Origin of the sequence: Bacillus carboniphilus, assembly GCF_020524035.2 — a bacterium.
GTDB lineage: Bacteria > Bacillota > Bacilli > Bacillales > JAIVKR01 > Bacillus_CC.
The window spans coordinates 2542449-2568775 of the sequence record NZ_CP129013.1; the positions used below are offsets into that span (position 1 = coordinate 2542449).

At 36.4% G+C, this 26327-nt stretch carries 24 protein-coding genes, 4 pseudogenes and 1 riboswitch; of the genes and pseudogenes, 16 read left to right on the top strand and 12 right to left on the bottom strand.

All coding sequences use genetic code 11. The features are described from left to right. Positions 1-7: 7 nt before the first annotated feature. Together LC087_RS12950 and LC087_RS12955 are read right to left on the bottom strand one after the other, a co-directional pair. Positions 8-172 (bottom strand): cytochrome c oxidase subunit 2A, encoded by a 165-nt coding sequence (locus tag LC087_RS12950; RefSeq protein WP_226541231.1) that lies wholly within the window; start codon positions 170-172, stop codon positions 8-10. Positions 173-504: 332 nt separating this feature from the next. Next, entirely contained in the window at positions 505-1227 is a 723-nt protein-coding gene (locus LC087_RS12955; RefSeq protein WP_226541233.1) for a Crp/Fnr family transcriptional regulator, read from the bottom strand. Between the two features lie 109 nt (positions 1228-1336). Between LC087_RS12955 and LC087_RS12960 the strand changes: the two genes are divergently transcribed. Continuing rightward, positions 1337-1780, top strand: coding sequence for a glycosyltransferase family protein (locus LC087_RS12960; RefSeq protein WP_226541235.1), 444 nt, complete (start codon positions 1337-1339; stop codon positions 1778-1780). A 5-nt stretch (positions 1781-1785) separates the two neighbouring features. Here LC087_RS12960 and LC087_RS12965 read toward each other — a convergent pair whose 3' ends face one another. Continuing rightward, on the bottom strand, positions 1786-2157 hold the full coding sequence (locus LC087_RS12965; RefSeq protein ID WP_226541237.1) for a DUF423 domain-containing protein: 372 nt from the start codon (positions 2155-2157) through the stop codon (positions 1786-1788). Positions 2158-2587: 430 nt separating this feature from the next. Between LC087_RS12965 and LC087_RS12970 the strand changes: the two genes are divergently transcribed. Continuing rightward, complete coding sequence (locus LC087_RS12970) at positions 2588-3133, top strand: DUF2179 domain-containing protein (protein WP_226541239.1); 546 nt, start codon at positions 2588-2590, stop codon at positions 3131-3133. A 19-nt stretch (positions 3134-3152) separates the two neighbouring features. Then, the gene (locus tag LC087_RS12975; RefSeq protein WP_226541241.1) at positions 3153-3554 is read left to right on the top strand and encodes a DUF4181 domain-containing protein; all 402 of its coding nucleotides are present in this window, start codon (positions 3153-3155) and stop codon (positions 3552-3554) included. Positions 3555-3592: 38 nt separating this feature from the next. Here the strand turns inward: LC087_RS12975 and LC087_RS12980 are convergent, their stop codons facing one another. The 3 genes from LC087_RS12980 to LC087_RS12990 are packed head-to-tail and all read right to left on the bottom strand — an operon-like array spanning position 3593 to position 5543. Beyond that, positions 3593-3844: a DUF5327 family protein gene (locus LC087_RS12980; RefSeq protein ID WP_226541244.1), complete on the bottom strand. Its 252-nt coding sequence runs from the start codon at positions 3842-3844 to the stop codon at positions 3593-3595. Positions 3845-3868: 24 nt separating this feature from the next. Then, the gene (locus LC087_RS12985; protein ID WP_226541246.1) at positions 3869-4858 is read right to left on the bottom strand and encodes a potassium channel family protein; all 990 of its coding nucleotides are present in this window, start codon (positions 4856-4858) and stop codon (positions 3869-3871) included. Positions 4859-4880: 22 nt separating this feature from the next. Further along, complete coding sequence (locus tag LC087_RS12990) at positions 4881-5543, bottom strand: uracil-DNA glycosylase (protein ID WP_226541248.1); 663 nt, start codon at positions 5541-5543, stop codon at positions 4881-4883. Between the two features lie 243 nt (positions 5544-5786). Next, positions 5787-5901: riboswitch (TPP riboswitch) on the top strand. A 109-nt stretch (positions 5902-6010) separates the two neighbouring features. On the opposite strand from LC087_RS12990, the pseudogene thiC reads away from it, so the two are divergent. Beyond that, positions 6011-7762: pseudogene (thiC, locus tag LC087_RS12995) on the top strand (phosphomethylpyrimidine synthase ThiC). Positions 7763-7968: 206 nt separating this feature from the next. On the opposite strand, the gene LC087_RS13000 reads toward thiC, so the two are convergent. Then, complete coding sequence (locus tag LC087_RS13000) at positions 7969-8481, bottom strand: hypothetical protein (RefSeq protein WP_226541252.1); 513 nt, start codon at positions 8479-8481, stop codon at positions 7969-7971. Positions 8482-8685: 204 nt separating this feature from the next. Next, a complete protein-coding gene (gene galE / locus LC087_RS13005) occupies positions 8686-9675 on the bottom strand; it encodes a UDP-glucose 4-epimerase GalE (RefSeq protein ID WP_226541254.1) in 990 nt (329 codons plus the stop codon). Between the two features lie 326 nt (positions 9676-10001). Between galE and LC087_RS13010 the strand changes: the two genes are divergently transcribed. After that, a complete protein-coding gene (locus LC087_RS13010) occupies positions 10002-10670 on the top strand; it encodes a L,D-transpeptidase (protein ID WP_371932597.1) in 669 nt (222 codons plus the stop codon). A 466-nt stretch (positions 10671-11136) separates the two neighbouring features. Further along, positions 11137-12494, top strand: a pseudogene (locus LC087_RS13015) (YjiH family protein). Between the two features lie 42 nt (positions 12495-12536). On the opposite strand, the gene rsgA reads toward LC087_RS13015, so the two are convergent. Next, positions 12537-13595 (bottom strand): ribosome small subunit-dependent GTPase A, encoded by a 1059-nt coding sequence (gene rsgA / locus LC087_RS13020; RefSeq protein ID WP_226541257.1) that lies wholly within the window; start codon positions 13593-13595, stop codon positions 12537-12539. Positions 13596-13861: 266 nt separating this feature from the next. Here rsgA and LC087_RS13025 point away from each other — a divergent pair, with 266 nt between their 5' ends. Together LC087_RS13025 and LC087_RS13030 are read left to right on the top strand one after the other, a co-directional pair. Continuing rightward, positions 13862-14395 carry an RNA polymerase sigma factor gene (locus LC087_RS13025; protein WP_226541258.1) on the top strand — a complete coding sequence of 178 codons (534 nt, stop codon included), beginning with the start codon at positions 13862-13864 and terminating at the stop codon, positions 14393-14395. Then, positions 14392-15597 (top strand): hypothetical protein, encoded by a 1206-nt coding sequence (locus LC087_RS13030; RefSeq protein WP_226541259.1) that lies wholly within the window; start codon positions 14392-14394, stop codon positions 15595-15597. Before LC087_RS13025 ends, LC087_RS13030 begins: the two co-directional genes overlap by 4 nt. A 46-nt stretch (positions 15598-15643) precedes the next feature. On the opposite strand, the gene LC087_RS13035 is transcribed toward LC087_RS13030, so the two are convergent. Then, positions 15644-16222 (bottom strand): nitroreductase family protein, encoded by a 579-nt coding sequence (locus LC087_RS13035; RefSeq protein WP_226541260.1) that lies wholly within the window; start codon positions 16220-16222, stop codon positions 15644-15646. Between the two features lie 633 nt (positions 16223-16855). Here LC087_RS13035 and LC087_RS13040 point away from each other — a divergent pair. The 5 genes and pseudogenes from LC087_RS13040 (at position 16856) to LC087_RS13060 (ending at position 21838) form a co-directional block, all read left to right on the top strand. Beyond that, positions 16856-20059 (top strand): discoidin domain-containing protein, encoded by a 3204-nt coding sequence (locus LC087_RS13040; RefSeq protein WP_306019631.1) that lies wholly within the window; start codon positions 16856-16858, stop codon positions 20057-20059. Between the two features lie 25 nt (positions 20060-20084). Next, on the top strand, positions 20085-20447 hold the full coding sequence (locus LC087_RS13045; protein WP_306020835.1) for a hypothetical protein: 363 nt from the start codon (positions 20085-20087) through the stop codon (positions 20445-20447). A 99-nt stretch (positions 20448-20546) separates the two neighbouring features. Then, positions 20547-21344 carry a cell wall-binding repeat-containing protein gene (locus tag LC087_RS13050; RefSeq protein WP_306019632.1) on the top strand — a complete coding sequence of 266 codons (798 nt, stop codon included), beginning with the start codon at positions 20547-20549 and terminating at the stop codon, positions 21342-21344. A gap of 11 nt (positions 21345-21355) precedes the next feature. Further along, a pseudogene (locus tag LC087_RS13055) lies at positions 21356-21514 on the top strand (cell wall-binding repeat-containing protein); the annotation flags it as partial. Beyond that, positions 21494-21838, top strand: coding sequence for a cell wall-binding repeat-containing protein (locus LC087_RS13060; RefSeq protein ID WP_371932700.1), 345 nt, complete (start codon positions 21494-21496; stop codon positions 21836-21838). The pseudogene LC087_RS13055 and the gene LC087_RS13060, both read left to right, overlap by 21 nt. 108 nt (positions 21839-21946) lie before the next feature. On the opposite strand, the gene LC087_RS13065 is transcribed toward LC087_RS13060, so the two are convergent. Further along, on the bottom strand, positions 21947-22594 hold the full coding sequence (locus LC087_RS13065; protein ID WP_226541264.1) for a TetR/AcrR family transcriptional regulator: 648 nt from the start codon (positions 22592-22594) through the stop codon (positions 21947-21949). A gap of 157 nt (positions 22595-22751) precedes the next feature. Here LC087_RS13065 and LC087_RS13070 point away from each other — a divergent pair. From LC087_RS13070 to LC087_RS13080, 3 genes and pseudogenes are all read left to right on the top strand, one after another. Beyond that, positions 22752-23720: pseudogene (locus LC087_RS13070) on the top strand (aldo/keto reductase). Between the two features lie 39 nt (positions 23721-23759). After that, on the top strand, positions 23760-24587 hold the full coding sequence (locus LC087_RS13075) for a hypothetical protein (protein WP_226541266.1): 828 nt from the start codon (positions 23760-23762) through the stop codon (positions 24585-24587). Positions 24588-24819: 232 nt separating this feature from the next. Continuing rightward, positions 24820-25380 (top strand): GNAT family N-acetyltransferase, encoded by a 561-nt coding sequence (locus tag LC087_RS13080; protein ID WP_226541267.1) that lies wholly within the window; start codon positions 24820-24822, stop codon positions 25378-25380. Positions 25381-25432: 52 nt separating this feature from the next. On the opposite strand, the gene LC087_RS13085 is transcribed toward LC087_RS13080, so the two are convergent. Continuing rightward, on the bottom strand, positions 25433-26260 hold the full coding sequence (locus LC087_RS13085; RefSeq protein ID WP_226541268.1) for an alpha/beta fold hydrolase: 828 nt from the start codon (positions 26258-26260) through the stop codon (positions 25433-25435). Positions 26261-26327: the final 67 nt, after the last annotated feature.

The window sequence follows — 26327 nt, forward strand, 5'->3', positions numbered from 1 at the left end:
CTCTACTCTATGTTCTTGTTACAAATAGATAATAAACACCTAACCACGATATAATAATCACAAGACCTACAAACAGTACAGAAATAAAAGCACCTTTTAATTCAGGTTCATTTTGACTTTCTACTTTCACTTGTCTTTGTGTTTCCTTTTGTGGAACTACTCCATTTGTCATACGTCATCCACCTTTCAAAACAAGATTGTACTACCAGTTTATAGCACTATGACCTAACTTAAATGTGATTATCATCACACAATCACCTAAATAAATGTGAAATAAATGTGAAAACTAGAAAGGCGGAAGCGCACGTTTAGCGACGAATGATAAGGAACGTCAACTAAGTGTAGTCACGTCCTGTGACAAACGTTGACGCTAGCCCGTCCTGGGCATCGCACGTCCTGTGGCTAACGTTGATGCTAAAAATAAAGCCTAAGCGTACAGGTAACGACAGAACAATTTTTCACAAAAAAAGCACCCTCATGTTGGATGCTTCATTTTAGTTGAATTTAGATTCTACAAATCTCAATAGGACAACCTTCACAATGGCATATTTTTTTTAACTCCTCTAGATCTAAAATCGTAATTTTTCCAGTATTCACTTCAATTAATCCATCTTCTTTCAATGTCTTTAACATTCTATTGACCGTTTCTCTTGTGGCACCGATCAAATTGGCTAATTCTAGATTCGTAAATTTCTTTTTAATAAAGACCTTGTTGTCTTTTTTTTCACCATAAGTATTCCCAATTCGAATAAGGGTAGAGGCAAGGGCACCGTTTTTCCCGTAAAACATTAAATCACGTAACTTCAATTGGGTAAAACGTTGCATATAGCCCATCCATTTCATAAATTCAACTGCCACATCACCATTTTGCCAAATTAACACTTCTAAATCTTGTTGCTGTATGACGCCAATCTCACAATCTTCAGCTGCAATTGCATTAAAAGACGTTAGTTTCTCTTCTGTATGGTCAAATTCACCAAATAAATCGCCAACACGAAAGACATAAAACGTGAGGTCTTTTCCGTCATCCGTCATTTTAGTTAAATTGACCGTTCCTTTTTTGACAAAATAGATTTTGTCTGCTTCGTCGCCTTCCCAATAAATATTAGAGCCTTGTTTAAATTCATGCTCATACATATAGTCCCCCAGTTTTTCCAAGGTACTAGTTGATAACAAGGTGGTATTTCTTGTATTTGAAGCTTTTTCACAAATCGGGCATATTTCCATAATTTATCCCTCTTTTTTAAAAATTAGTCGTTGTGATTAATGTAACAGATTAACAAATTTATATAAGCTATATTGACAACAAGACATAGAATAAAAGGAGGCGTTCCACATGCTTTCAGGCGTTATTATCGCTGATCGACCTCTTGACATAAATTTATTACTATCAGAAAATGCTAAAGGAAAAATAATTGATCTCTACATTGAAACCATGACCTCTATTTGCGATGAAATCATCATAGTATGCCCAAACCCCATGCAAATCGTTGGCCATGTACCTTCAAATGTACGCCTTATTACAGCTTACTATAAAAACGCCTCACCTTTAGGTAGTATTCATGCGGCATTAAGCTTATCCAAAAAGCCCTACGTTTGGTTAGTAAGAGCAAGTCAGAGCGAGCCTTCATGCGTCATTGCCTTAAACAAGCTTCAAAAATTGCAAGAAAAACAAGTCACACCGTCCATAAATAAAATTTCTTTTCCTATAGTATGGCCTGTAACTTTGAAGCATACGTTAGAAAACCATTTAAAAAAATATCAACGCTATATTCAATAGTTGCCTTATAAATACTTAACTACTGCTACAATAAGTAAAACCCAAGCCGCTAAGAAGGATATTCCTCCTATAGGTGTAATCGCTCCTAAAACCTTTATTTGTGTAACACTTAACACATATAAGCTTCCAGAAAACAAGATAATTCCGATAAACATCAGCCATCCTGCTGATGTTAAGGAAGTTACTTGTGAAACCTTACCACTTACAAGAGCGACGACAAACAAGCCCATTGCATGAAACATTTGATATTGAACAGCTTTTTCCCATGTGTTCAAATACTTATCTGGAATTTTCCCTTCAAGTCCATGTGCCCCAAATGCGCCTAATGCTACAGCTAAGAAGGCATTAATTGCTCCTAATATTAAAAAAAAGTTCATTCTCTTTATCCCCACTTTTTTATTTAATCTTACCGCAATATGATGTTAAATCCAATCCCTTCTCATATATTTACATCTATTCACTACCAAATATTTATTGAACATCGTTTACAAGATAGTGTACATTTGTTTAAAATGGAGAGAACTTTTTGTATTCTCAAAAAGGGGGATGACCTTTTTGAGATTTTATTTTTTAAAGATAAGAATGTATAAACTTTGTCCTTTATAAGAAGGTGCTAACATTGCTGTCTAGCTCCAGCGCCTAACCACTCGAGGTCATAAGTCACGTAGAACAAAAGATAAAGAACACCTTTCTTTTCTCCGCGCCTTATGCTTGTCGTGGCTGAGCAAGGCGCTTGCGCTTTTCTTATAGAATGCACTCATGTATAAACAATCTCTTATAGAGTAAAACAATATGGAGGTGGAAAAATTGATAGATATTTTACTAATTTTACTTTTGCAACTTGTTTTTGTTCCTATTTACACATTAAGGACCATTTTCCTTGTAAAAAACGTAACCATTCTTGCTGCACTTTTAGGTGTAGTAGAAATGCTCATCTATGTGTTCGGCCTTTCGCTTGTTTTTAGTGACGACGCAAGTGTCTTGTCTATGATTGTGTACGCAGTTGGGTTTGGCCTAGGAATTCCTTTAGGGACAAAAATCGAAGAAAAGTTAGCGATTGGCTATATCAATGTTACAATTAATACAATGGATCGAAACCAAGAACTTATCGACACCTTAAGGAGTAATGGCTTTGGTGTAACGATTTATGTTGGCGAAGGTCGAGATAGTAGTCGCATTAGGATGGATATCCTAACAAAAAGAAATAAGGAAAGTAAGTTAATCGATATGATCGAGCAGTTTGAACCGAGAGCCTTTATTATCTCCTATGAACCAAGAACCTTTAAAGGTGGCTTCATATTAGAACGTATGAAAAAATCAAATCGAGGGAAGGCAAAGAAAAAGAGCGAATAACATAGGAGGTAGCACCCTTTTGATTTGGGTTTTAGTTATTATTTATCTTATCATTTTCTTAATTACATGGTTAGTTGAAAAATTAATCAAGAAAAGATTTGACTTAAGCAAAAAAAGAAAATACAACAAACGATTTAGTAGGGAACAATTTTCTACTGAAATGAAGATATTAAGTATTTGGAGCATTTGTGTACTCCTTGCGAGCACGACCATCGATAGTATTAGCAGGAAACCGTTACTTCCCATTCCCATGTATTTATTAATTGCAATTTTCTTCAGTATACTCAGCACTTATCGAGGGTTAATGGTCAAAAAGCATGCGCCAAGTTCAAAAGAGTATTACCTTGATTTTGCAGCAGCTATTTGGGTTCCAATTGGAACCATCTTGTTAGCAACTACTACGCAATGGATTCTGGGCTAAGAACGAAATGGATTCCTCATCGAAGGAATCCATTTCCTTTAAAAATCAAATATAGAATCATTGCTTGAATTTTCGGATGGTGTCACAGTCTCTTTTGGCTTTGCTCCCATCATTTTGGCTAATTGTTGCTCACTTGAGGTGTGAACCTGCTCGGATTGACTATTTTCTAATATGACATTACATAACGACCGAATCGTCATGATATGAGATTGTATATCTTTTTCTGATTGTCTTGCTTTTGTTAACTCTTTCTCCATCTCATTTAAAATACTTGAAACGGATATGTTCATTTTTTTCACCTTCTTACTTCATTTTTAAGCATCCATTTCTAGTTTTTTGATGTCCTCTCTTTCACCAAAAACGAAAATTATATCCTTTTCCTTTAAAACAAGTTCAGCCGAAGGATTATGTAAGACTTTCTCTCCTTTTTGAACCGCTAAAATCGTAACTCCATATTGATCTCTTATTTTATTTTCAGCTATGCTCTTATTAATAAATGAACTCTGATGAGATAAAATAAGTTCCTCAATATCTAATTTTGTTCGATTGTTAACGAATATCGTTTCGACATATTCCGCACTTTTCGGTTTTAAGATCGACATGGCCATTCTTCTCCCGCTTATCGATGTCGGGTTAATTACCACGTCTGCTCCAGCTCTTTTGAGTTTGTTTTCAGATTCCAAATAAGCCGCTCTCGCCACAATATGGAGGTCTTGATTGAACTCTTTAGCTGATAAAGAAACAAAAACGTTATCTGCATCCGTCGGAAGTGTTGCAATTAAGCCTGTTGCCCGTTCAATACCTGCCCTAACTAACACTTCATTAATTCTAGCATCACCGTTCACATACAAAATGTCTTCATCCATTGTTTCCAAAACGTCTTGATTGTTTTCAATAACAACAACTGATTGATTTTCGATATGTAACTGATTATACACCTGTCTTCCAACTCGACCAAATCCACATACAATAATGTGACCTTGTAAATGCTCAATTTGACTCACCATTTTTTTTCTCCTTAATGACCGTGATAATTCCCCTTCCAATATGAGCGCTGTTACTGCTCCGATGGCGTAGGTAACAATTCCTATACCCATAGGAATAATAAACAAGGCAAAGATTTTCCCCGCTTCAGTTCGAGGGACGGCGTCACCATATCCTACAGTTAAAACCGTAATAGCTGTCAACCAAAGGGCATCAAAAGTCGAAATTCCTTCCGTCAAATAAAAACCTACTGTTCCAAATATGATGACCGAAAGCATACTTAACGTGGCGTACATCACATGCCGATACCGTTCAATCATAATGCTTCACTCCTCTGAGTACTTACCAGTCAATCGGTGTTTGTCCCGTCTCTTTCAAGTAAGCATTTGCTTTTGAAAATGGATGACTTCCAAAAAAACCACGGCTTGCTGATAACGGACTAGGATGGGGAGATTCTAGAACAAAATGTTTATCTTTATCGATCATTTCCTTTTTGTTTTGTGCATGCTTTCCCCAAAGAACAAAAACAACGGGGGAGTTCTTTTGATCTATTAACTTAATCACTTCATCCGTAAACCTTTCCCATCCTTTATTTCGGTGAGAATAAGGTTCTCCTTCTCTTACGGTTAAAACCGTATTTAATAAAAAGACTCCTTGCTCTGCCCAGTTCAATAAGCATCCATCCTTAGGAAAGGGGATTCCTAAATCATTTTCTCTCTCCTTGAAAATACTTCGTAATGAAGGAGGAAGCTTTATCCCTTTTTTCACAGAAAAGCTAAGACCATGAGCTTGATTCGGTTGATGGTAAGGATCCTGTCCTAAAATCACCACCTTTACCTTCTCGAGTGGGGTTGCTTTAAAAGCTGTAAAAACCTCATCCTTTTGAGGGTAAATCATTTCCGTTTCATATTCATGCTTAATAAAAGTCATTAATTCTTGATAATAGGGCTCTTCAAGTTGTCGTTTAAGGTGTTGAAACCAATCATTTTCTATTTCTAAAAACATAACAACGTGCTCCTTCCTCTACAACCATCATAAAGGATTTTGGACTCGGCGTCATTTCGAGAAAAAGTCTATTAAACCCAAAAAGCACAACCAAGTAACTCCTGTTACCAGTTAAAAAGATAAGCATTTTTTTCAGTTTATTGAATACTCTTTAAGGAAACCTATCTAAATATCAAAAATCTACCTTTACACTTGTTATTATATCCAATTATGCTATAGTATTGTAAGCAACCAATAAAATTAGGAATCTACTAGGGGAGCTCTGATTGCAAGAGCTGAGAGAAGAACGATGCAAGTTCTTTGACCCTTCGAACCTGATCTGGCTCATACCAGCGTAGGGAAGTAGTGGGGCTTTGTTTATCATGATGACAAAGCTACTATTACATACTTACTGAGAGGATGACGCCCTATGTCATTCTCTTTTTTTGACCCAGATATCCGATTCCAAAAATTAAGGAGGAATTTAGATGTCAAATTGGAGTTATCAATTTCCAAACAGTCAAAAGCAGTATAAAAAAGGAAGCAGAGAAGATATTCAAGTTCCCTTACGGACCATCAGCCAAGAAGATACAGACGGAAGCTTTGGCGTTTCAAAGAATCCACCCGTTGAAGTATATGATACAAGTGGACCATACAGTGATCCTCATTATTCAGTCGATATTGAAAAAGGATTACCTAATCTTCGTTCGAACTGGGTTTTGGAACGTGGAGACGTAGAATCCTATCAAGGACGCAAGATAAAGGCAGTAGACAATGGCTATCAAGAAGGGGATCCGCGTTTCAAACAAGAGACACCTTTTAAAATAAGGAAACCACTCCGAGCAAAAGAAGAACAATCCGTCACACAAATGGCTTATGCCAAAAGAGGAATCGTTACTCCTGAAATGGAATATGTCGCGATCAGAGAAAATATGGACCCTGAGTTCGTTCGAGAAGAAGTCGCCAAAGGAAAAGCCATTATCCCATCAAATATTAATCACCCAGAAAGTGAGCCAATGATTATTGGACGAAACTTTCACGTTAAAATAAATGCAAATATAGGGAATTCTGTTGTATCCTCCTCTATAGAAGAAGAAGTAGAGAAAATGACATGGGCAACGAGATGGGGCGCTGACACACTTATGGATTTATCTACAGGAAAGGATATCCATACCACAAGGGAATGGATCATTCGAAACTGCCCTGTTCCTGTAGGAACCGTTCCTATTTATCAAGCATTAGAGAAAGTAAACGGGATCGCCGAAGACTTAACATGGGACGTTTACCGTGATACGTTAATTGAACAAGCAGAACAGGGAGTCGATTACTTCACAATCCATGCAGGTGTCCTCCTTCGATACATTCCAATGACAGCAAAAAGAACGACAGGGATTGTATCAAGAGGGGGCTCGATTCTTGCCCAATGGTGTCTCGCTCATCACAAAGAAAATTTCATCTATACGCACTTTGAAGACATATGTAAAATCTTAAAGAAATACGATATCTCCGTTTCATTAGGGGATGGGCTCCGTCCTGGCTCCATCGCAGATGCCAATGATGAGGCTCAATTTGCTGAGTTGAGACGCTTGGAGAGCTGACCAAAATTGCCTGGAAGCACGATGTTCAAGTAATGATCGAAGGTCCTGGTCATGTTCCCATGCACCAAATCAAAGAAAATATGGATAAACAGTTAGAAATATGTGATGAAGCTCCGTTTTACACGTTAGGGCCGCTAACCACCGATATTGCGCCTGGTTATGATCATATTACATCAGCCATTGGTGCTGCTATGATTGGATGGTATGGAACAGCCATGCTCTGTTATGTGACGCCAAAGGAGCATTTAGGACTTCCGAACAAAGAGGATGTCAGAGAAGGAGTGGTTACCTATAAAATTGCTGCCCATGCTGCTGATTTAGCGAAAGGACATCCAGGGGCTCAAAAAAAGAGATAACGCCCTTTCAAAAGCCCGCTTTGAATTTAGATGGCATGATCAATTTAATTTGTCTCTTGATCCAGAAAAGGCCCGTGAGTATCATGATGAAACGTTACCAGCAGAAGGAGCAAAAACAGCCCACTTCTGTTCTATGTGTGGACCTAAATTTTGCTCTATGCGAATCTCTCATGACATCCGGGAGATGGCACAAAAAGATGATAAATCTGTAGAGGAAGTCATTGAAGAAGGGTACAAAGAAAAATCAAAGGAATTTGTTCAAGATGGCTCACGAATATACTACTGATGTAACTGAACTTCAGAAGCAAATTAAAGATCTTGAAAATGAAGTGAGTAGCCTAAAGAAAGAGATCTCCTCTATACAGCAGCAATGTCAGCATAGCTTTTTTGAAACACCGCATATGCGAAGGTGTTATAAGTGTATGAAAACAGAATCCCTTTACTATTAATGCTCACATAAGACTCTCGAGGTATTTCAACTCTTGAGTCTTTTTAAAAAAACCACTTTGTCGGGAGCAAATATGTCCATGGAAGGGTCATGATCGCAATCGTGATTGATACTCTTCTCCTAACCTTTATATCTGGAATAATGTGTTTGAATGTATATTTATGATTAAACCAATAGATAAAAAAGCTCGCAACGCCCATGGCAAAGACTATAATGACGACGGCGAGAGGATGACTGAATGGATCGTAGGAAATCGCCGAGGCTAGTTCGTAATAGTCAAAGAAAACCCCATCCAAAAAGGTTACAGCAAGCAATACCAACATTCCTATGAAATCCGATAAAAAGCCAAACAGCCAAACCTTTCCTATGCTGTTATTATAAAAATCCTTCACCCCAAAATACAGCTTTGATATTTTAAATAAATAAAAACAAACGAGAATAACGATCGAATCAATAAGGAAGTTTCCAATTAACGAAATAAAAATAACAGGTGGGGAAAATAATACGAGCCAAATCGGGAAAATGACATTATATAATTTAACCTCTTTCCATTTCATCTCTTGCTCTCTCCTTTAAAACTAAATAGTATATCAAGTTAACATATGTGTAATTTTACACTAAAGGTCACTTTATTTCAATGCTTTTCTGTAAAAATAGCCGCAAGGAGAAAATCACTGTCCATACTTATCTACTCAAAATACTAGAAAAATAGAAAAAGACGAACCCTTAAAAGAGTTCGCCTTCGTCTTGTTTATTTATGATTAATTTTCATATCCATCAGGATGATTTTGAAACCACTGCCATGCGCTCTCGATGATCGTTTCCATTTGTGCATATTTAGGGTTCCAACCAAGTTCCGAAATCGCTTTTTGTGAGGAGGCCACTAATTTAGCTGGGTCTCCTGCTCTTCTAGGTGCCACTTCAGCAGGTATTGGATGCCCAGTTACTTTTCTAGCCGCATCAATCACTTCTTTTACTGTAAAGCCATTGCCATTCCCTAAATTATAGGTCGCACTCTTACCGTCAAGACGTAGTTTTTTAATAGCTAATATATGAGCATTAGCTAAGTCTGTGACATGAATATAATCCCGAATACAAGTGCCATCATGTGTATCATAATCATCTCCATAAATCATGATCTTTTCCCGTTTTTCTAATGCCACTTGAAGAATGATAGGGATTAAATGTGTTTCTGGACGGTGATCTTCTCCTAAAATCCCCTTCATATGGGCTCCTGCAACATTAAAATAACGGAGGACCACATAGTGAATACCATAAGCATTTTCTGCCCATTTCAACATTTTTTCTACCGTCAGCTTTGTTTCCCCATATGGGTTTGTTGGTACTGTCGGGTCACTTTCCAAAATCGGAATATTTTTAGGTTCTCCATACGTTGCAGCCGTTGAAGAAAACACAATTTTCTTTACTCCAAATTCATTCATCACTTTTAATAACGAAAGGGCTCCTGTTACATTGTTATCATAATATTTAAATGGATTTTCTACACTTTCCCCTACGAGGGAATCTGCCGCAAAATGAATCACAGCTTCAATCGTATATTTCGAGAAAATTTCCTGTAAGAATGATTCATCTCTTAAATCACCTTGATGAAACTTTGCTTTTTCTAACACTGCTTGCTGATGACCTGTTTGTAAATTATCCACAATAATAACATCTTCGCCAAGATCTAAGAGCTCAGAAACGGCATGACTTCCGATATACCCTGCTCCACCACAAACTAAAATCGACATAATCTTTCCTCCTCTGCTTGCATCGTACTAATTTTCTTTTCATCTATTGAACGTTTTAATTTCTATAAGAGTACCCTCTTGAATACATATATCCTATCATTGCTAAACGTCAATCATATGTCAAATGCTCACAAGAAAAATCTATTGAGTGACAAACTACAATAAACCAAAAGGCCTATTTCGCAAAACTATCCTTCTATTAAATTGGTATATTTGACCCTTTACAAATCTTTTACATATTATGTACGATCAAATCATATACATTTAGAAAAATAAGGAACTTATATGACAAATATTATCTTCGTTTCATTTTAGGAGGAGAACTATTGAAGATTGTAAAAATAAGCTTATGTTTCATGCTTCTTTGTTTAGGATTTTTGGCTCCAATAGAAAACGTGTCTGCAAAGACGAATCAATTAATTATTATTAACAAAAGTACGAATCAACTTGCATTCTTTGAAGATGGTCAACTTGTTAAAACATTTTCTGTTGCAACAGGGAGAAATAATGGGGACTCCAAAACACCAGAGGGGATCTTCCCCATTGTGAATAAAATTAAAAACCGCCCTTATTATAAAGAAAATATTCCTGGCGGTGATCCTAGTAACCCTTTAGGAGATCGTTGGTTAGGATTACACGCTAACGGTACTCCTGGAACAACCTATGCCATTCACGGCAATGCCAATTCTAACTCCATTGGTACGTACGCGAGCGCAGGTTGTATAAGAATGCATAACGAGGAAATTCGCTGGCTCTTTGACAGAGTGAAAAAACAGACCGATGTCTATATCCTTCAATCTTCGAAAAGTTTCGCACTGATAGCTGCTGATTATGATTCTTCCCTTTATGCTTCCGTGGAAACAACAGCGGAAGAAACGAAGAAGGAAGAACAAGAAGAAGTCAAAAAACCAGATCCAGAACCTACGAAAGCTGAAGTTTTTTATGATCGTTTGTCTCAAAAGTATACAAAAGTCTTTGATTATATAGAGAGTTAACATAATTGACAGCGTCTATTTTTATTGATAGACGCTTTTTTTGTAACTACATGGCATTTACATAAGAAACACAAAACCGATAGCCCTTACTTTATCCACAACCTACTCCTAATTTCGACATATTCTTTACTTATCTACACCTATTCACAAGTTATTCTAAAGATAAGAACAAGTTATACACAGAACTTATCCACATATCAACAGTATTCATCCACAAATTGTGTGGGTATGTGTGTTCGCCACTATATATGATGATCACTATCCACAGGTTCAACTTCTACTTTTAGAGACAATCTCATACATTTAGAAAAAACGAAAATTTTTACTATTTATATTTTTCTATAAATTTCGTATGATAAAAACTAGTATACTTTTAATAATATTTTTCCACTTGGCAGTTTAGTTGTTATGCATTAAAATGAAATATTATTAATAATTATACGAAACAAAAAGAGAGGACGATGATATGAAAAACTTAACAACGAAAAACATACTTACTTTTCTAATACCTTCATTATTAGGTATATTCTTATTTATGGTTCCAATCCCACATGGAGAAACAACTAGAATTCCTATTGCTATTCTTGCAGGATTCATCCAAGAATTATTAAAAGGAACTATTCCAGCTATTATGACAGTTATTATTTTGATTTCTTTTTTAGGATCTATAGTTGTCAAGTTTATCAAAAAAACTGATTCTGTTCTGCTTAAAAACCACCCCTATTTTCTTAAACTTTTTGATGTAACGCCGTTTTGGTTTGTCGTTCGCCTTATTGCTGTTGTATTTGCCATCATGACGTTATATCAAGTTGGTCCTGAAGAGATTACGGCAGATTTTACTGGTGGACTAATATTAAATGAGTTATTACCCATTTTATTTAGTGTGTTTTTATTTGCAGGGATTTTATTACCATTACTTTTAAATTTCGGTCTATTGGAATTGTTCGGAACTCTTCTAAATCGTTTTATGAGACCCGTTTTCGGATTACCTGGACGTTCCTCCATCGATTCTTTAGCATCATGGCTAGGAGATGGAACCATCGGTGTTTTATTGACGAGCAAGCAGTATGAGGAAGGGTATTATACAAAACGAGAGGCTGCAACCATCGCCACTACCTTCTCCTTTGTCTCGATCACCTTTAGCATTGTAGTACTTGAAAAAGTAGGCTTAGAAGATATGTTTCTTCCTTACTACGGAACGATTGTCATTGCCGGACTGGTAGCTGCGATTATTGTTCCGCGTATTCCACCTTTATCTCGAAAGGCAAATACGTATGTTACAGAGAAACCACCAAGTGAAGATGCAGAAAAAATACCTCAAGGATATAATCCTTTTAGTTGGGGGTTTTGCCCAAGCTCTAAACACAGCAGAAAAAGCCAAAGGAATTAAAAGTTTTTTTAAAGATGGAACTAAAAATGTTTTAGACATGTGGTTAGGGGTAGCACCGATTGTTATGACACTCGGTACAATTGCTGTTGTTATAGCCGAATTCACACCATTTTTCGAATATATCGGAATGCCGTTTATTCCCTTATTGGAGCTAATGAATGTGCCCGAAGCAGCCAGAAGCTTCTAAAACAATGTTAGTAGGGTTTGCCGATATGTTTTTACCCGCTATTTTAAGTGAAGGTATTCAAAGTGATATGACTCGCTTTATTATTGCATGTTTATCGGTTACGCAGTTAATCTACATGTCTGAGGTTGGTGGATTACTGTTAGGCTCGAAATTACCTATTAACCTATTAGACTTGCTAATCATTTTTATTGAACGTACTATTGTCACTTTACCTATTATTGTCTTGATGGCTCATATCATTTTTTAATTATCAAACAGGGGCTACTTCATTTGAAGCAACCCCTGTTTTTTATTTGTATTTCCGAGACTTCCTGATTGTTTTTTTAATCTGCCTACTCCGTTCTTTTACTTGTTGTAAATAGGCCTTCTTATCTGCAAGGTAGACCATTTCTCTCTGCAATTTGAGATAACTCTCATACCGCTCACCCGATACAACACCCTCTTCTATCGCCTGCCTCACTGCACAGCCTGGTTCGTTTTGATGTTGACAGTCGTTAAACTTACACATAGAGGAAAGTTCAGAAATATCATCAAAAGCGGAATGGACAGAGGCCTCATCACCCCAAAGTTGTATTTCTCTCATTCCAGGTGTGTCCATGATTAGCCCGCTTTCTAAAAGAATCAGTTCACGATGAGTGGTCGTGTGTCTTCCTTTATGATCATCTTCACGTATATCTTGAACTTGTTGTTTTTCTTCCCCTGTCAACATGTTAACAATAGAAGATTTCCCAACACCTGATGACCCAATTAAGGATACAGTTTCTCCTTTTTGCATATAGTTTTGTAGATCATCAAACCCCTGCTTTGTCACACAGCTGACAAAAATAATCGGGACGCCAAAGGCAATAGCTTCAACATCCTGACGTTTATCTTCTAGATCATCAGCTAAATCTGCTTTATTTAAAACAATGACAGGATTCGCTCCACTTTCCCAAGCAAGGACTAAATAACGTTCAATTCTTCTAACGTTAAAGTCTTGGTTTAATGCTGACACTAAAAACACCGTATCCACATTTGCCGATATCACTTGTTCTTCTGTTGTATCCCCTGCAACTTTTCGAGAAAACTGACTCTTTCTTTGTAAGATTGCTTGAATCGTTGCCCTTTCTTCTCCTTCGTGCATCGATATAGCAACCCAATCTCCGACAACAGGAAACATACTTTTCGTCTCAGCTTGATAACGAAGCTTTCCAGAAACATTGCCAGTCACTTTTCCTTTTTCCGTCCATATTTCATACAGGTTTCGGTGTTGTGTTGCCACTCTCCCAACAGCTAAGCAATGTTGATCATTTAACTGTTTAAATTCTTGTTCTAACTGTTCATTCCATCCGATCGATTGTAAATTCAATTTGTAAGTTCCTCCTGTTTTTTTGAGGAACCCTACACTTTTATTAAACTGTAGTGAGAATTCCTCGATTTATTTTATTGGTTAACGTAATCAGCTTTTTTACACGCATAATACACCACTCCTTATATAATAGTAGATAGATTATATACCATTTTTCCATTAAATACAATATTTTATTATAACAAATATATTTCAACAAAAAACGATATTTATGAACACATTTTTTTGTGAGGCTCGTCTAATTGGATGAAATGGGGGTGACGACATTGATTCAAACCGATGTGAACAATGTTAATTACGAAGACATATTATACGAACTCGTCCTAGATTATTCAGACGAGTTAAAAAGAATTGCATACTTATACGTTAATATCCATGTAGAAGCGGACGACATCGTCCAAGAAGTCTTTATTAGTTGTTATAAAAATCTTTCGAAGTTTCGTAGTGATGCAAGCTATAAAACGTGGCTCATTCGCATCACAATCAATAAGTGTAAAGATTATCGTCGTAAATGGCATGTGAAGAACATCATAAACAAGTCTGAAATTGAGATAAATGATGTAGAAAAATCGAGCGACGATCTAATCATTGAACAAGAGAATAACAATGAAATGATTAAACAATTATCCTTATTACCACCGAAGTATAAAGATGTGTTAATTCTTCACTATTATCAAGAGATGACCATGGAAGAAATAAGTACGGTCCTTAAACTTAATATAAACACCGTAAAATCAAGAATTTACCGAGGAAAGGATCGTTTGAAAGATCAGTTAGAAAGGAGGAATATTATACTATGAAAAACTTTGATGAACAAATCAAAAAAGCCATTCATAAATCATTAAATGACCAAAAAATCCAATATACTAGTGCTGAAAAACAAAACCTGGCGGTGAAAGCAACACAAGGTCGTCCCAGTTATATGAAAACGATTCAATATTCTTTTGCTACCGTGATGGCAATTGCTATTATGTTAATTTTCGCTATACCGTTTGTTCAAGATGTAATTATATCCTCTAACAATCAAGCGGACGAACCGGATACACCTCTTGTTGAGGAGGAAGAAATAAAATCACCTACAAAAGAGATATTTATAGATTTAGTGACGAAACATAACGAGAAAGTAGAAGAACTGAATAAAAAAGCAAACGAAACCACGCAAATGTACGATGGTTATGAAAATTTAGAAGATCTTTATAAAGAATTTTCAACTATTGAAACACGTTCGATTTTTAATAAGTTAATAGCAAGTTCTATAAAACAAACAGAAGAAGTGCTAGTAAAAGAGGATGATTTAATTAGCATATATCCTTCACCAGAGGAGTATACAGGTACAATTAACAAGGTATCAGAGGAACAATACGAGTTTACTTACTATACAAACGAGAATACTGAAGAACCATCTAAGGTTTCTATTGTTTATAAGGATGAGCGATGGATGCTTAGTGGTTATGAGTATCCGAAAATTGAAGAGATAGTAGAAAAAGGTATCCCTAATGAGATAGAGGAACAGACAAAAAATCCGGACGAGAACACTACTATTGAGGAAGAACCACAAGAAAAGCAAGATAATGAAGATGAAAAAGATATTCCAGTAGTAGAAAAAACAGATAAACATGAAGTCGAATTTTTGGACCCTTCGATCACTCGAACGGAGGAAGGATACAATCGTTATTTAAACTATTTACAAGGGAATCTTAGGAGTGGAATGACACAAGATGAAGTAAAATCTATATTAGGTGACCAATACCAAACGGCACAAAGCATGGTAAATCATTCAACTGTAAATGAATATTGGAGTTATGATATTGGAGGAGAACAAGGCTATTCATTCCATTCTAAATATGAAGATGAAATGGATGTTGAGGGTATCGTTAGTGGAAAAGTAATGATGATCGTGAATGTATTCTTTAAACATGATGAAAATGGACAAATTGTAACACAATTAATAAATATTAATGTAAAAGATGGAGAATCATCAAAAGAAATAAAAATATATTAACTCAAAGGAGCTTGTTGAGTTCCCCGCTCAACAAGCTTTTTAATCTTTATCCCCCTACAACCTCCATCTTTTCTCTAATTGGTGTCCTTTCTTTCGCTTTTGGCACTTTCTTTGGGTAACCAATATGTAAAACCCCTACGATTTTTTCATCCTCTGCTAACCCGATGGAATCACAAAATTCAGGATCATAAATATAAGGATTTGTCTTCCATACCATCCCAAGCCCTTGCTCCCAAGCAAGCAGTTGAAAGTTTTGAATAAAGGCAGCTGTCGCTAAAAAGTCTTCTTCCCAAACCTTTTGAGTATCCTGCTTCTTCATGTAGATTAATAGATGAGCTGGCGTATTCAAGAAGAAATCATCCATCACCTTTTTATATTTAATCAATTGCTCTTCCGTATATTCCTTTGTAATTCCGATGCGTTGATAACTTTTAACAATTTCATTTAATAAGGTTTGCTTAGCCCCTTCAACAAACAATTTAAACTGCCATGGCTCGCGATGGCCATGATTAGGTGCCCAAGCCGCTTGATCTAATAAGTTAATTAATGAATCCATATCGATAGGCTGTGATGTAAAGTCTCTCACAGTACGTCTTTCTTTAATGATATTTGCTAATTGTGTCATGTGTCCCCTCCACCATCTATATCTTGATATTGATAATCATTATCATATTACTTCTATCTTAGTTGATCCTCCGATTTTTCTCAACCTTTTTATCAAGTAGAAGTTCCAAATTAGAAAGAAAAGCATAGGGTAACCTTTTTACAAAGTCCATCTATATTTTACATTTAAATCAGAAGGTCCTCTATTTGTTTTAAATTCCCACTATAATAGCTATTGACAGCTTTCTATTCGAATAATAAAATGAACTAGAAAACGTTTTCATTGTTAATATATGAGTTTATTAAACAATTTTACTGACCACATCATTACCTTTTTATGTTTCGTTATAAGTAACCATGTATCTTTAATAACGTAGCACTTTTCTTTCCATTAAAACGAAAACGCTTTCGTTCCCTTATCCAGAAGAACAATCTTCCCTACTTGTATGTCGGCATCCCATTTATTTATCGACTCATCTTTTATCTTACTATTGAAGGTACTTTAACGTGGTAAGGAAAACGACAACAAGGTATGGTAGAAAGGGTTATTCAGCAATAATAACCTCACTAGTCATTTTTTCGAAAGCGGTTTCTGTATTTTTGTTAGCTCTATTATCTTAAACATATTTGAAACAAATACCAAGGAGGGTGAAACATGTCACGAAAAAGAAATATACTTAATAGATTTATAGCTTTAAGTCTTTGTTTCTTACTAATTATCCCTAGCTTTTCTATGTCAATTCAGGCTGAAGCTGCTGATCAAGTAACAACAAATTTAGCTTTAAACAAAACGGTAGTTACTTCTGGTTTTGAACCAGGGAATGATCCAGAGAAAGCTGTTGATGGAGACGCAGGTACAAGGTGGTCTTCAGGATTTACGGATGATGAATGGATCTATGTCGATCTTGGAGAATCTATGGTGGTAGACAGTGTCTCACTAAACTGGGAAGCTGCTTATGGGAAATCCTATAAAATTCAAGTATCTGAAGATGGAAATGAATGGACTGATGTTTACTCAACCGAAGACGGTGATGGGGAAATTGATGAAATTCATTTCGATCGTACATCAGCTAGATATGTGAAGATGCTTGGTGTTAAACGCGCAACAGTTTATGGCTACTCTTTATATGAATTTGAAGTGTATAACTCAGATAATGATGAAACTGTTAATGATGACGAATCAAATGAAGAAGAAGATTCTAATGATGAACAGTCAAGTGATGAAGAAGCTAATGATGATGTAGTGAACAATGAATCAGATTATAGCGATTGGACGCTATATTGGAATGATGAGTTTGATGGTGATGAAGTAGACCCCTCAAAGTGGAAATACGAAACAGGGAACTGGATCGTAGATGAAGACGGAAATGGTGTTGCAGCCGGTTGGGGAAACCAAGAGCACCAATACTATACTGACTCATCTGAGAACGTTACTGTAAAAGACGGAGAATTACTGTTAACTGCAAAAGAAGAACAAGTAAGCGACCAATTCGGTACGTATCAGTATACGTCAGGTAAACTTGTAACCAATGATATTTTCAGTAAAAAATATGGTAAATTTGAAGCTAGAATGAAGCTCCCTGAAGGTCAAGGGTTATGGCCAGCTTTTTGGATGATGCCGGATGATGATGTCTATGGAGAATGGGCATCTTCTGGAGAAATTGACATTATGGAAGCTGGTGGAAGTCATTCAGATAAAATAGGTGGAACCATTCACTATGGTGAAAATTGGCCAAACAACCTAGCTACAGGGGCGGATTATGAGTTCCCTGAAGGACAAAGCATTACAGATTATCACGTTTACAGCATTGAATGGGAGCCAGGCGAAATTCGCTGGTATGTCGATGGAAACTTGTATCAAACACTTAATAACTGGTATTCACAAGGAGAACATCAAGCAGATAACTATTCTTATCCTGCTCCTTTCGACCAAGAATTTTATATGATTTTGAATTTAGCTGTTGGTGGCTGGTATGATGGTGATCCTGATGGAAACACAGAATTCCCAGCACAAGTAGCCGTTGATTATGTGCGTGTGTACGAGCTTACAGGTAGAGATTACCGCGAAGTAACAGAGCCGGAATTCGAACCACAAGAGCTTCCTGAAGACGCAAAAGTCGCCTTAGAAGATGGAAATCTCGTCTATAACAATAACTACGATGGAACGAATGTAGGAGATATAGATTACGACACTCTATACAAAAACATTTACACGGATGGAATAGATGGCGTTGATAACACCAAGTTTTGGTACTTCCTAGAAGGTCCTGATTTCGGTGGAGACAGTACATTTTCTATCGACACGATTGAGGATACAAATTACGCCAAAGTAGACATTAATCGTGTCGGCGGACAAGCTTATGCTATTCAGATGATTCAAGATGTTTCTCTAGCGAAAGGAAATTACTACAAGTTGAGCTTTGATGCGAAAGCTTCAGGTAAGCGAGATCTCTCCATTAACATTGGTGGAGATGGAACGGATGAAGATGGTGGCTGGGTTTCTTATGAAAAAGAAACATTCCAATTAACGGATGAGTTTGAAAGCTATGAATTAACGTTCCAGATGTCTAATGATACAGATTTAGACTCGCGTCTAGAATTTAATCTAGGGCTTTACCCTGAATCGGTTTGGTTAGGAAATGTTCGTGTTGAAGCTGTTGAAAAACCTGTAATAGATGAAAACGCCTCTAAAACTCCTTTAGGAAATGGCAACCTCATCTATAACGGAACCTTTGATCAAGGAGATATGGATCGACTAACCTATTGGAATTTAGAAGTTGATAACGATGCAGAAGCAAGCTATCAAGTTGATGAAGATACTCGAGACCTCCAAGTCGCAATTGAAAACGGTGGAAGTAACGCATCTAGTGTACAAGTAAATCAACAAGGTCTTCAATTAGATGCTTACCAAGAGTATACTCTATACTTTGATGCTAAAGCATCAGAGAGCAGAAATATGGATGTTACTATCGTGAATGAAGATGGGACAGAGTCCTATGCTTCAGAGTCATTTACTTTGAATAAAGGAACAGACCAATACAGATATTCGTTTGCTATGCCTGAAACATCCGATCCAATGGGACAACTACAATTTAATGTTGGCGGACAAGATGGGGAAGTTTTTATCGATAATGTGCAGATGTACAAACTAGCACCAGATATGAGCTACTTATTCCGTGAAGGTTTTGAAGAAACAGAAGGTATAACTGGGACGTTAAATGCCCTAGAAAATACGAGCGTAAGCATTTCATCGGATGCAAAAGATGGATCTAGAGCGATTGCTTTTAATCATGAATCGGGTTCATGGGGTGGATTTTACGTTCCACTTAGCAAAAAAATTGATGTTAGTCAATATGGGGAGTTAGTATTGAGCGTTAAAAACCCAGATGACGTCGATTTTCTTGCGATCAAACCAGAAGGAAACGGAACGGAACCACTTAAAGACGTTAATTTATTTGACTACACACCTGTAACAGATGGTGAATGGGAAACATATACGATCCCATTAGATGAATTTATTGGTGTAGATTTTACACAGCTTGACTACTTTGGATTGTGGAATCCACAAAAAGAAGGAAAATATATCGACAGCCAAATTATGATCGATGAACTCTATTTTAAGGGTGAACCAGCTGAAATTGTTGGCGGTTTTGACAAAATGACCTTTGATTCTACAGATGACGTTTGGTCAAAATGGGACGGAGATTATAACTCTGGTTATGGTTCAAGTACCATATCTGTAGTAGAAGGAGAGCTTATCGCAGATGTGACAGCGGTTGGTACCAAAAGCTATGCTCCACAAATTTATTTTGAAGGTTTTACTTTAAGAAGAAGGCAAGACATATACAGTAAGCTTTGATGTCAAGGCAGACGATGCAAGAGCGATTAATTTAAACATCGGAAAATCGTTAACTCAAGACCCTTGGTTCGTACCATATATGGACACAAAAACGATTGATGTGACAAAGAATTATCAAACAGTTACTCATACGTTTACTGTCGAAGAAGAGACAAACAAGTATCTCAAAATGGTATTTGAACTTGGAACGATTAATGACCAAAGCATCCCAACAAAGCTTTACTTCGATAATATTGAACTGTCAGAAGAAATAGAAGATACAGACCCTCCTGTTGTTGATACAGAAAAGCCTGTTATTGAACTAAACGATTTAAAACAAGACAGCACGTTCAATTCAAAAGAAATAGCTGTAAAAGGACATGTCACTGAGAATACTGCTTTAGAGTAAATAACCGTTAACGGAGATTCAGTTGACTTTTCATTAAACGAAGAAACCGGAAAATACGAATTCTCAACAAAAATCACATTCGAAAATGACGGTAAACAAGTGATTGTGGTAACAGCAAAAGATAAACATGGTAACGAGTCCGAACTTTCAAGAGAAGTATATATAGATACACAAGGACCAGAACTTGAAATTAGCGCAACAGAATCTGTTGATTACGAAGTAACAGAGACAGAACTAGAGATTAAGGTAAAAGACAACTTCTCTTATTTCAGCATTTACGAAGGTGACCATGAAGTGAAAACAACGGAAATGGATTCACCAGAAGATGTACTTGAAGCAGGAGAAGAATCAGTAAAACATAGCGTTTCCTTAGAACCTGGAAACAATACGTTTACCGTAACCGTAACCGACTTAGGTGGAAATACAGTTACTCAAAGTATCACTATTGATCGTGCCCTAGGTGAAGATGACGAGCCAATTACCGATGAAGAAGATCCAGTTGTTGAACTACAAATCGATCGCATTAAAGGGGCAGACCGTTTTGAAACATCTGTAGAGATCAGTAAAGACGGATGGGATACATCTGATATTGTCCTTTTAGCTCGTGGAGACAACTACGCAGATGCACTTGCAGGTGTTCCTTTATCCCATAAGCTTGATGCACCTTTATTGTTAACTGAATCAGATTCACTTACTGACGTAACAATGGATGAAATCAGTAGGCTAAACGCTTCAAAAGTAATTATTCTAGGTGGAGAAGTCGCCATTAGTGAAGATGTTAAAGCATCATTAAAAGATATGGGCATAAGTGTAGAACGTATCGCTGGCCAAGACCGCTATGAAACAGCACAAAAGATTGCTGAAGTAATACTCCAAACGGAGCAGAAACAGCAGTAGTAGTAAATGGTCAAAACTTCCCTGATGCCTTATCAGTCGCTTCCTATGCTGCGAAGCACGGTTATCCAATCTTATTAACAGAAGCAGATGAATTAGCAGATGCTACGAAAGACGCATTAATAGAGCTTAAAGTGAAAAACACTTATGTTATTGGTGGAAAGAAAGTAGTAACAGCTGATGTCATGGCCCAGTTACCTGAAGCTACTAGATTAGCTGGGGATGATCGCTACCAAACGTCAATAGCCGTTTCCAACCATTTTGATGAAGGAGCAGACCATCAGTACATTGCAACAGGTGAAAAATTCGCTGATGCGTTAACTGGTGCCGCTCTTGCAGCAAAAAATGGTACAGGAGTGTTATTAGTAGGGACATCTGTCCATGAAGAATTACAAGACTTTCTTACTGAAAAACAACCAAACCTTTTAACCATATTTGGTGGAACAGTAGCTGTTTCAGAAGATGTTGAAGGTAAGCTTCACTCTTTGTTTAAATAATTGAGTGAAAAAATTGAAGCAAAAGAGACTATCTACTCAAAGATAGTCTCTTTTGCTTCACTTCATCCATCTCTATTTCTTAAATCATGAGAAACCTTTCAAAATCTTTTACAAAAGGTTTTTTGCTAATTTTTTTGCAATCTTGTCAATTTTCTCTTTCATATAATCATCCTCTATTTGCTCCATATAAACACTTTTAACTACTTGTCGTTTTTTCATCTGATAATATTCCCATAATGCCGTTTTTAACGTTAAGTCTTTCTCCATTAAAAATTGTGGATCAACGATGAGTTTAATCATTTGATAATCTTGTTCTAACCATAGCTCTACGTTTCCATCATAGAAAAATCCCTTTTTTTGCCCATCTCTATAAAATACTAAAAGGTTTTTTTCTCGTTTTTGAAGCGCCTCTTCTAGTTGCTCGTATTTTTCAGGATATAGTGAACGGACATCACTTACTAACTTTTCGGAAACGTATAAGACGATATTAATCGTTTCGTTCAATGATTCTTGGAACGAAATCGCCATGTTTTGAAGCTCCAATTCTTCTTTTTCAGAAACTTTATTTATATAGGCTAAATATTGATCAATTATTTTTAATATAATGTTATCCTTTGACGAAAAATACTTATAGACCGTCGCTTTACTCAAATCCATAATTTGAGCAATTTGATCAGAAGTAATCGATTGTAGTCCTCTCTCTCTCGTTATAGGAATTAGCTTTTGAATATATTGTTCTTTTTTCTGTTCGTTCATACATGAACACTTCCTGTCTCGGTTTACTCATACCTTATTATACTAGAATTTCATCCAAAAAACTAACTAAACTATTTTAGTTGTTTTTGGTTTACTAAGTTTATATCTTATGTTACACTCTAATCAATCGAAAAAAAGAATGAAGGTGGCGAATAGAATGAAAAAAATCAAACTAGGATCACAAGGGTTAGAAGTGTCGAAAATGGGCTTAGGCTGTATGGGAATGTCTGAGTTTTACGGTAAAACAGACGAAACAGAGTCCATCCAAACCATTCATAGAGCCATCGAATTAGGTGTCACCTTTTTTGATACAGCGGACAGCTATGGTTACGATGAAGATGGAATGGGAGTCAATGAAAAGCTTGTTGGTAAAGCGCTACTCCTTTTCGCTCTCAAGTTCAGATCGCGACGAAGTTTGGTCCTGTTCGCAATAAGACACAAATGTTAGGCCTTAATGGCTCTCCTGAATATGTAAAAGAAGCTTGTGAAGCAAGCCTTAAAAGACTCAATGTCGATACGATTGATTTATATTACTTACATCGCGTAGATCCAAACACACCGATTGAAGAAACCGTTGCTGCCATGGGTGAGCTAGTAAAGGAAGGTAAAGTAAAATATATTGGTTTATCAGAAGTAACATCTGAACAAATTAAAAAAAGCACACTCCGTTCACCCGATTACCGCCATCCAAACTGAATATTCCATTTGGTCTAGAGATGTTGAAACGGATGTTTTAAAAACCATCAATGGATTAGGAATTGGATTTGTGCCTTATAGTCCTCTAGGACGTGGTTTTTTAACAGGAAAACTAAAGAGCAGACAACAATTAAGCAAAAACGATTGGCGTTTAAACAACCCTAGATTCACAGATGAAGCGTTTAATCACAACTTAAAAATAGTGGAAGGAATTGAAACACTAGCAACGCAAAAAGGCGTCACTTCTGCTCAAATTGCTTTAGCTTGGGTTTGTGCACAAGGGGAAAATATCGCACCCATCCCTGGAACAAAAAGAATGAAATATTTAGAGCAAAATGTTGCTTCTTTAAATGTAGAGCTAACAAAAGAGGACTTACATTTTATTAATGAACTTGCCCCAGTTGGGAGTACGTTTGGAGAAAGATATTAAGTAGTCAATTAAAAACCTTAGAAAAGAGATGAAATAACCATGACATTTAAATCTACTAAAAACTCTCACATTGCTCAATCACTTGCCCATCGTTGGTATGTTATTTATGAAAGTGAAATCACAGACAAAATGATCGAAAATCAAATAGACATTCTTTCTCCAAATGTAAAAATTTCTTCTCCTAATGGGGTCGCAACTAATGCGGACGAATTTATTGCAAGCTTACATCGTTTACCAAAGAACAACAGGCACTCCCATCACATGAAGTCCTTTTCTTTCAATGAAATAAGCGAAAATGAGGGCGAATTAGCTATAGACATTGTTTATCAAAATGAAAATGAAACAGGTGATTTAAATGCCTTTAAGATTCATTATGACAACAAGATAAGCTTTAATGGAGAAAACTGGACTTTTAATGAAATCAATATTAACATTGTTGAACCCGTTGAGATTACTTCTTTTGAAAGTGCTCATCACTACAATCGAGTAAACAGTTTTGCGCATTACTATCTCTATTTAATGGAACAACTAAACGGGAATGCCGAACCATATAAAGAACTGTTTTCAACTGAAGGGTTTGAATTTGTCTTCTCTCCTAACCCACCGATAACAAGCTTTGAAGGGTTTGCAGATTGGTATATGGCAATCCCTAATCGGATTAAAAAGAGTAGCCACCGTATAGAGAATATTGATATTAAGGTCGAAAATGACAACCTGTATAAAGTATCAATCGACATGCATTGGGACAGTGTAACGACTGATGATCAACAAATGGCTTTAGACACACGACAAGAATGCATCTTAGAAGAAACAGGCGATAGATTCCCTAAGATTAAAGAAATTAAAGTGGTACCAGCGGACCAATAAGACCATTACACCCTTTTAAGGACCCAAATCTACATTGGGGTCCTTTTTCTTATGTCAACTATCGCATAGCCCCTTACGATTTGTTACACCTGTATGCTTAAGGTATAATTAAATAACTAATGACAAGGAGTTGTGAATATGATTGCGAAGATGGCAGTAGATGATTTGTTTAATCAACAAAAAATCTAGGGGGTGTTCCTCCAGCTGCACCCCTTACTAAAGGGAGAGTTAAATGAAACAGTTTTTCAATCACTTTCTAACAGGTCGTACCATTCTTTTAAAACAAATGGAGCAGCACCACCTTGAACAATTTGCTCAATTCGAAAATGAAACAGGAGCTTTACTTCTTGCGAATGATGATATACCATTTCCAACAAAGATTGAAGATACAGCTACTTTTTTCAATAATATCAGTAGCAAAAAAGAAGAATTTATTTTCGGTATATTCGATAAGGAGTCCAATGAGCTTATAGGCTCATGCGGTGTTTTCGCAATTAATTGGAAAAATAGCACTTGTTATGTTGGTATTTCTATCGGAAGCCAATGGCAAAACAAAGGTTTTGGCACTGATACAATGAACACTTTAATATCGTTTATATTTCATTACATCAACATTAATAAAATTAAACTACAAGTGTTTAGTTTCAATTCTAGTGCCATTCGTTCTTACGAGAAGTGTTCCTTTAAAAAAGAAGGCATTTTACGCAATGAAATATTTAGGTTTGGAACATTTCATGATGTCTATTTGTATGGTCTTTTAAGAGAAGAGTGGAACGAAGGGCAAATAATATAAAAAAAAAGCATTAACCTAGTTTTTAATAGGTTAATGTTTTTACTTACTCTGGTCATCTCTCATCAAAAAAATTGATGATTACGTCAATCAATTCCTTTGGATGATCAAACATCATGGCATGAGACGTTCCAGGTATAACAACAGTGCTACTATTTTTAAGGTTAGGCTCAACACTTTTAATAAACTGTAATTTTTTATTAAGATCGCCTTCTTTTTCTGCTGGCAAGAATAACACACGACATTGAATGTTATTATAAAATTCACTTATTCTCGTATCGTAAAGATCCTCAGCTATTTCTCTTAAATTTTCTTTCTTGGATGTGAACGTTACTTTTCCATTCTCTAGTTTCCTAGGCTCATAATCTACCAATACCCTTTCACGTTCTTTATTCCAAGGAAGCCAAGTTTCCTTCATAAACTGTATTAATTCTTGTTTTGACTCAAATTCTTGTTCTGGAACAGAAAAATATTCTAAATGTTCTTCTTTCGTTTTATCTGGATCAATTTCAACTAAGGCACCTTCAGAATTTACTAAAGAAAGGACCCTCTCTGGATATATTGAAGCAAATTTAGTTCCAACGTAACAACCGAGTGAGCTTCCTACAATATTTACCTTCTTTATACCAAGAGTATCTAACACCGTTCGAACATCTTCAGCTAAGGTGACAAGTTGATAGCCTGTTTCGGGTTGATCAGATTTCCCATGTCCTCGTAAGTCGATCGCGATTACATGATATTTTTCTATAAAGCTTGGAATGATTCCCCTCCAAATGGCAGAGCTTCCTCCCATATAGTGAAGAAACACCAATGGTTCACCTTTTTGGCTATATTCATAAACTTGAATTCCTATTCCATTTGAATCTATCATATGTTCTTTCATTTACTATAACCTCCTATTATTTTCGTGACTTCCACTATAGCTTATCGTATGATGGTGACAAATCACG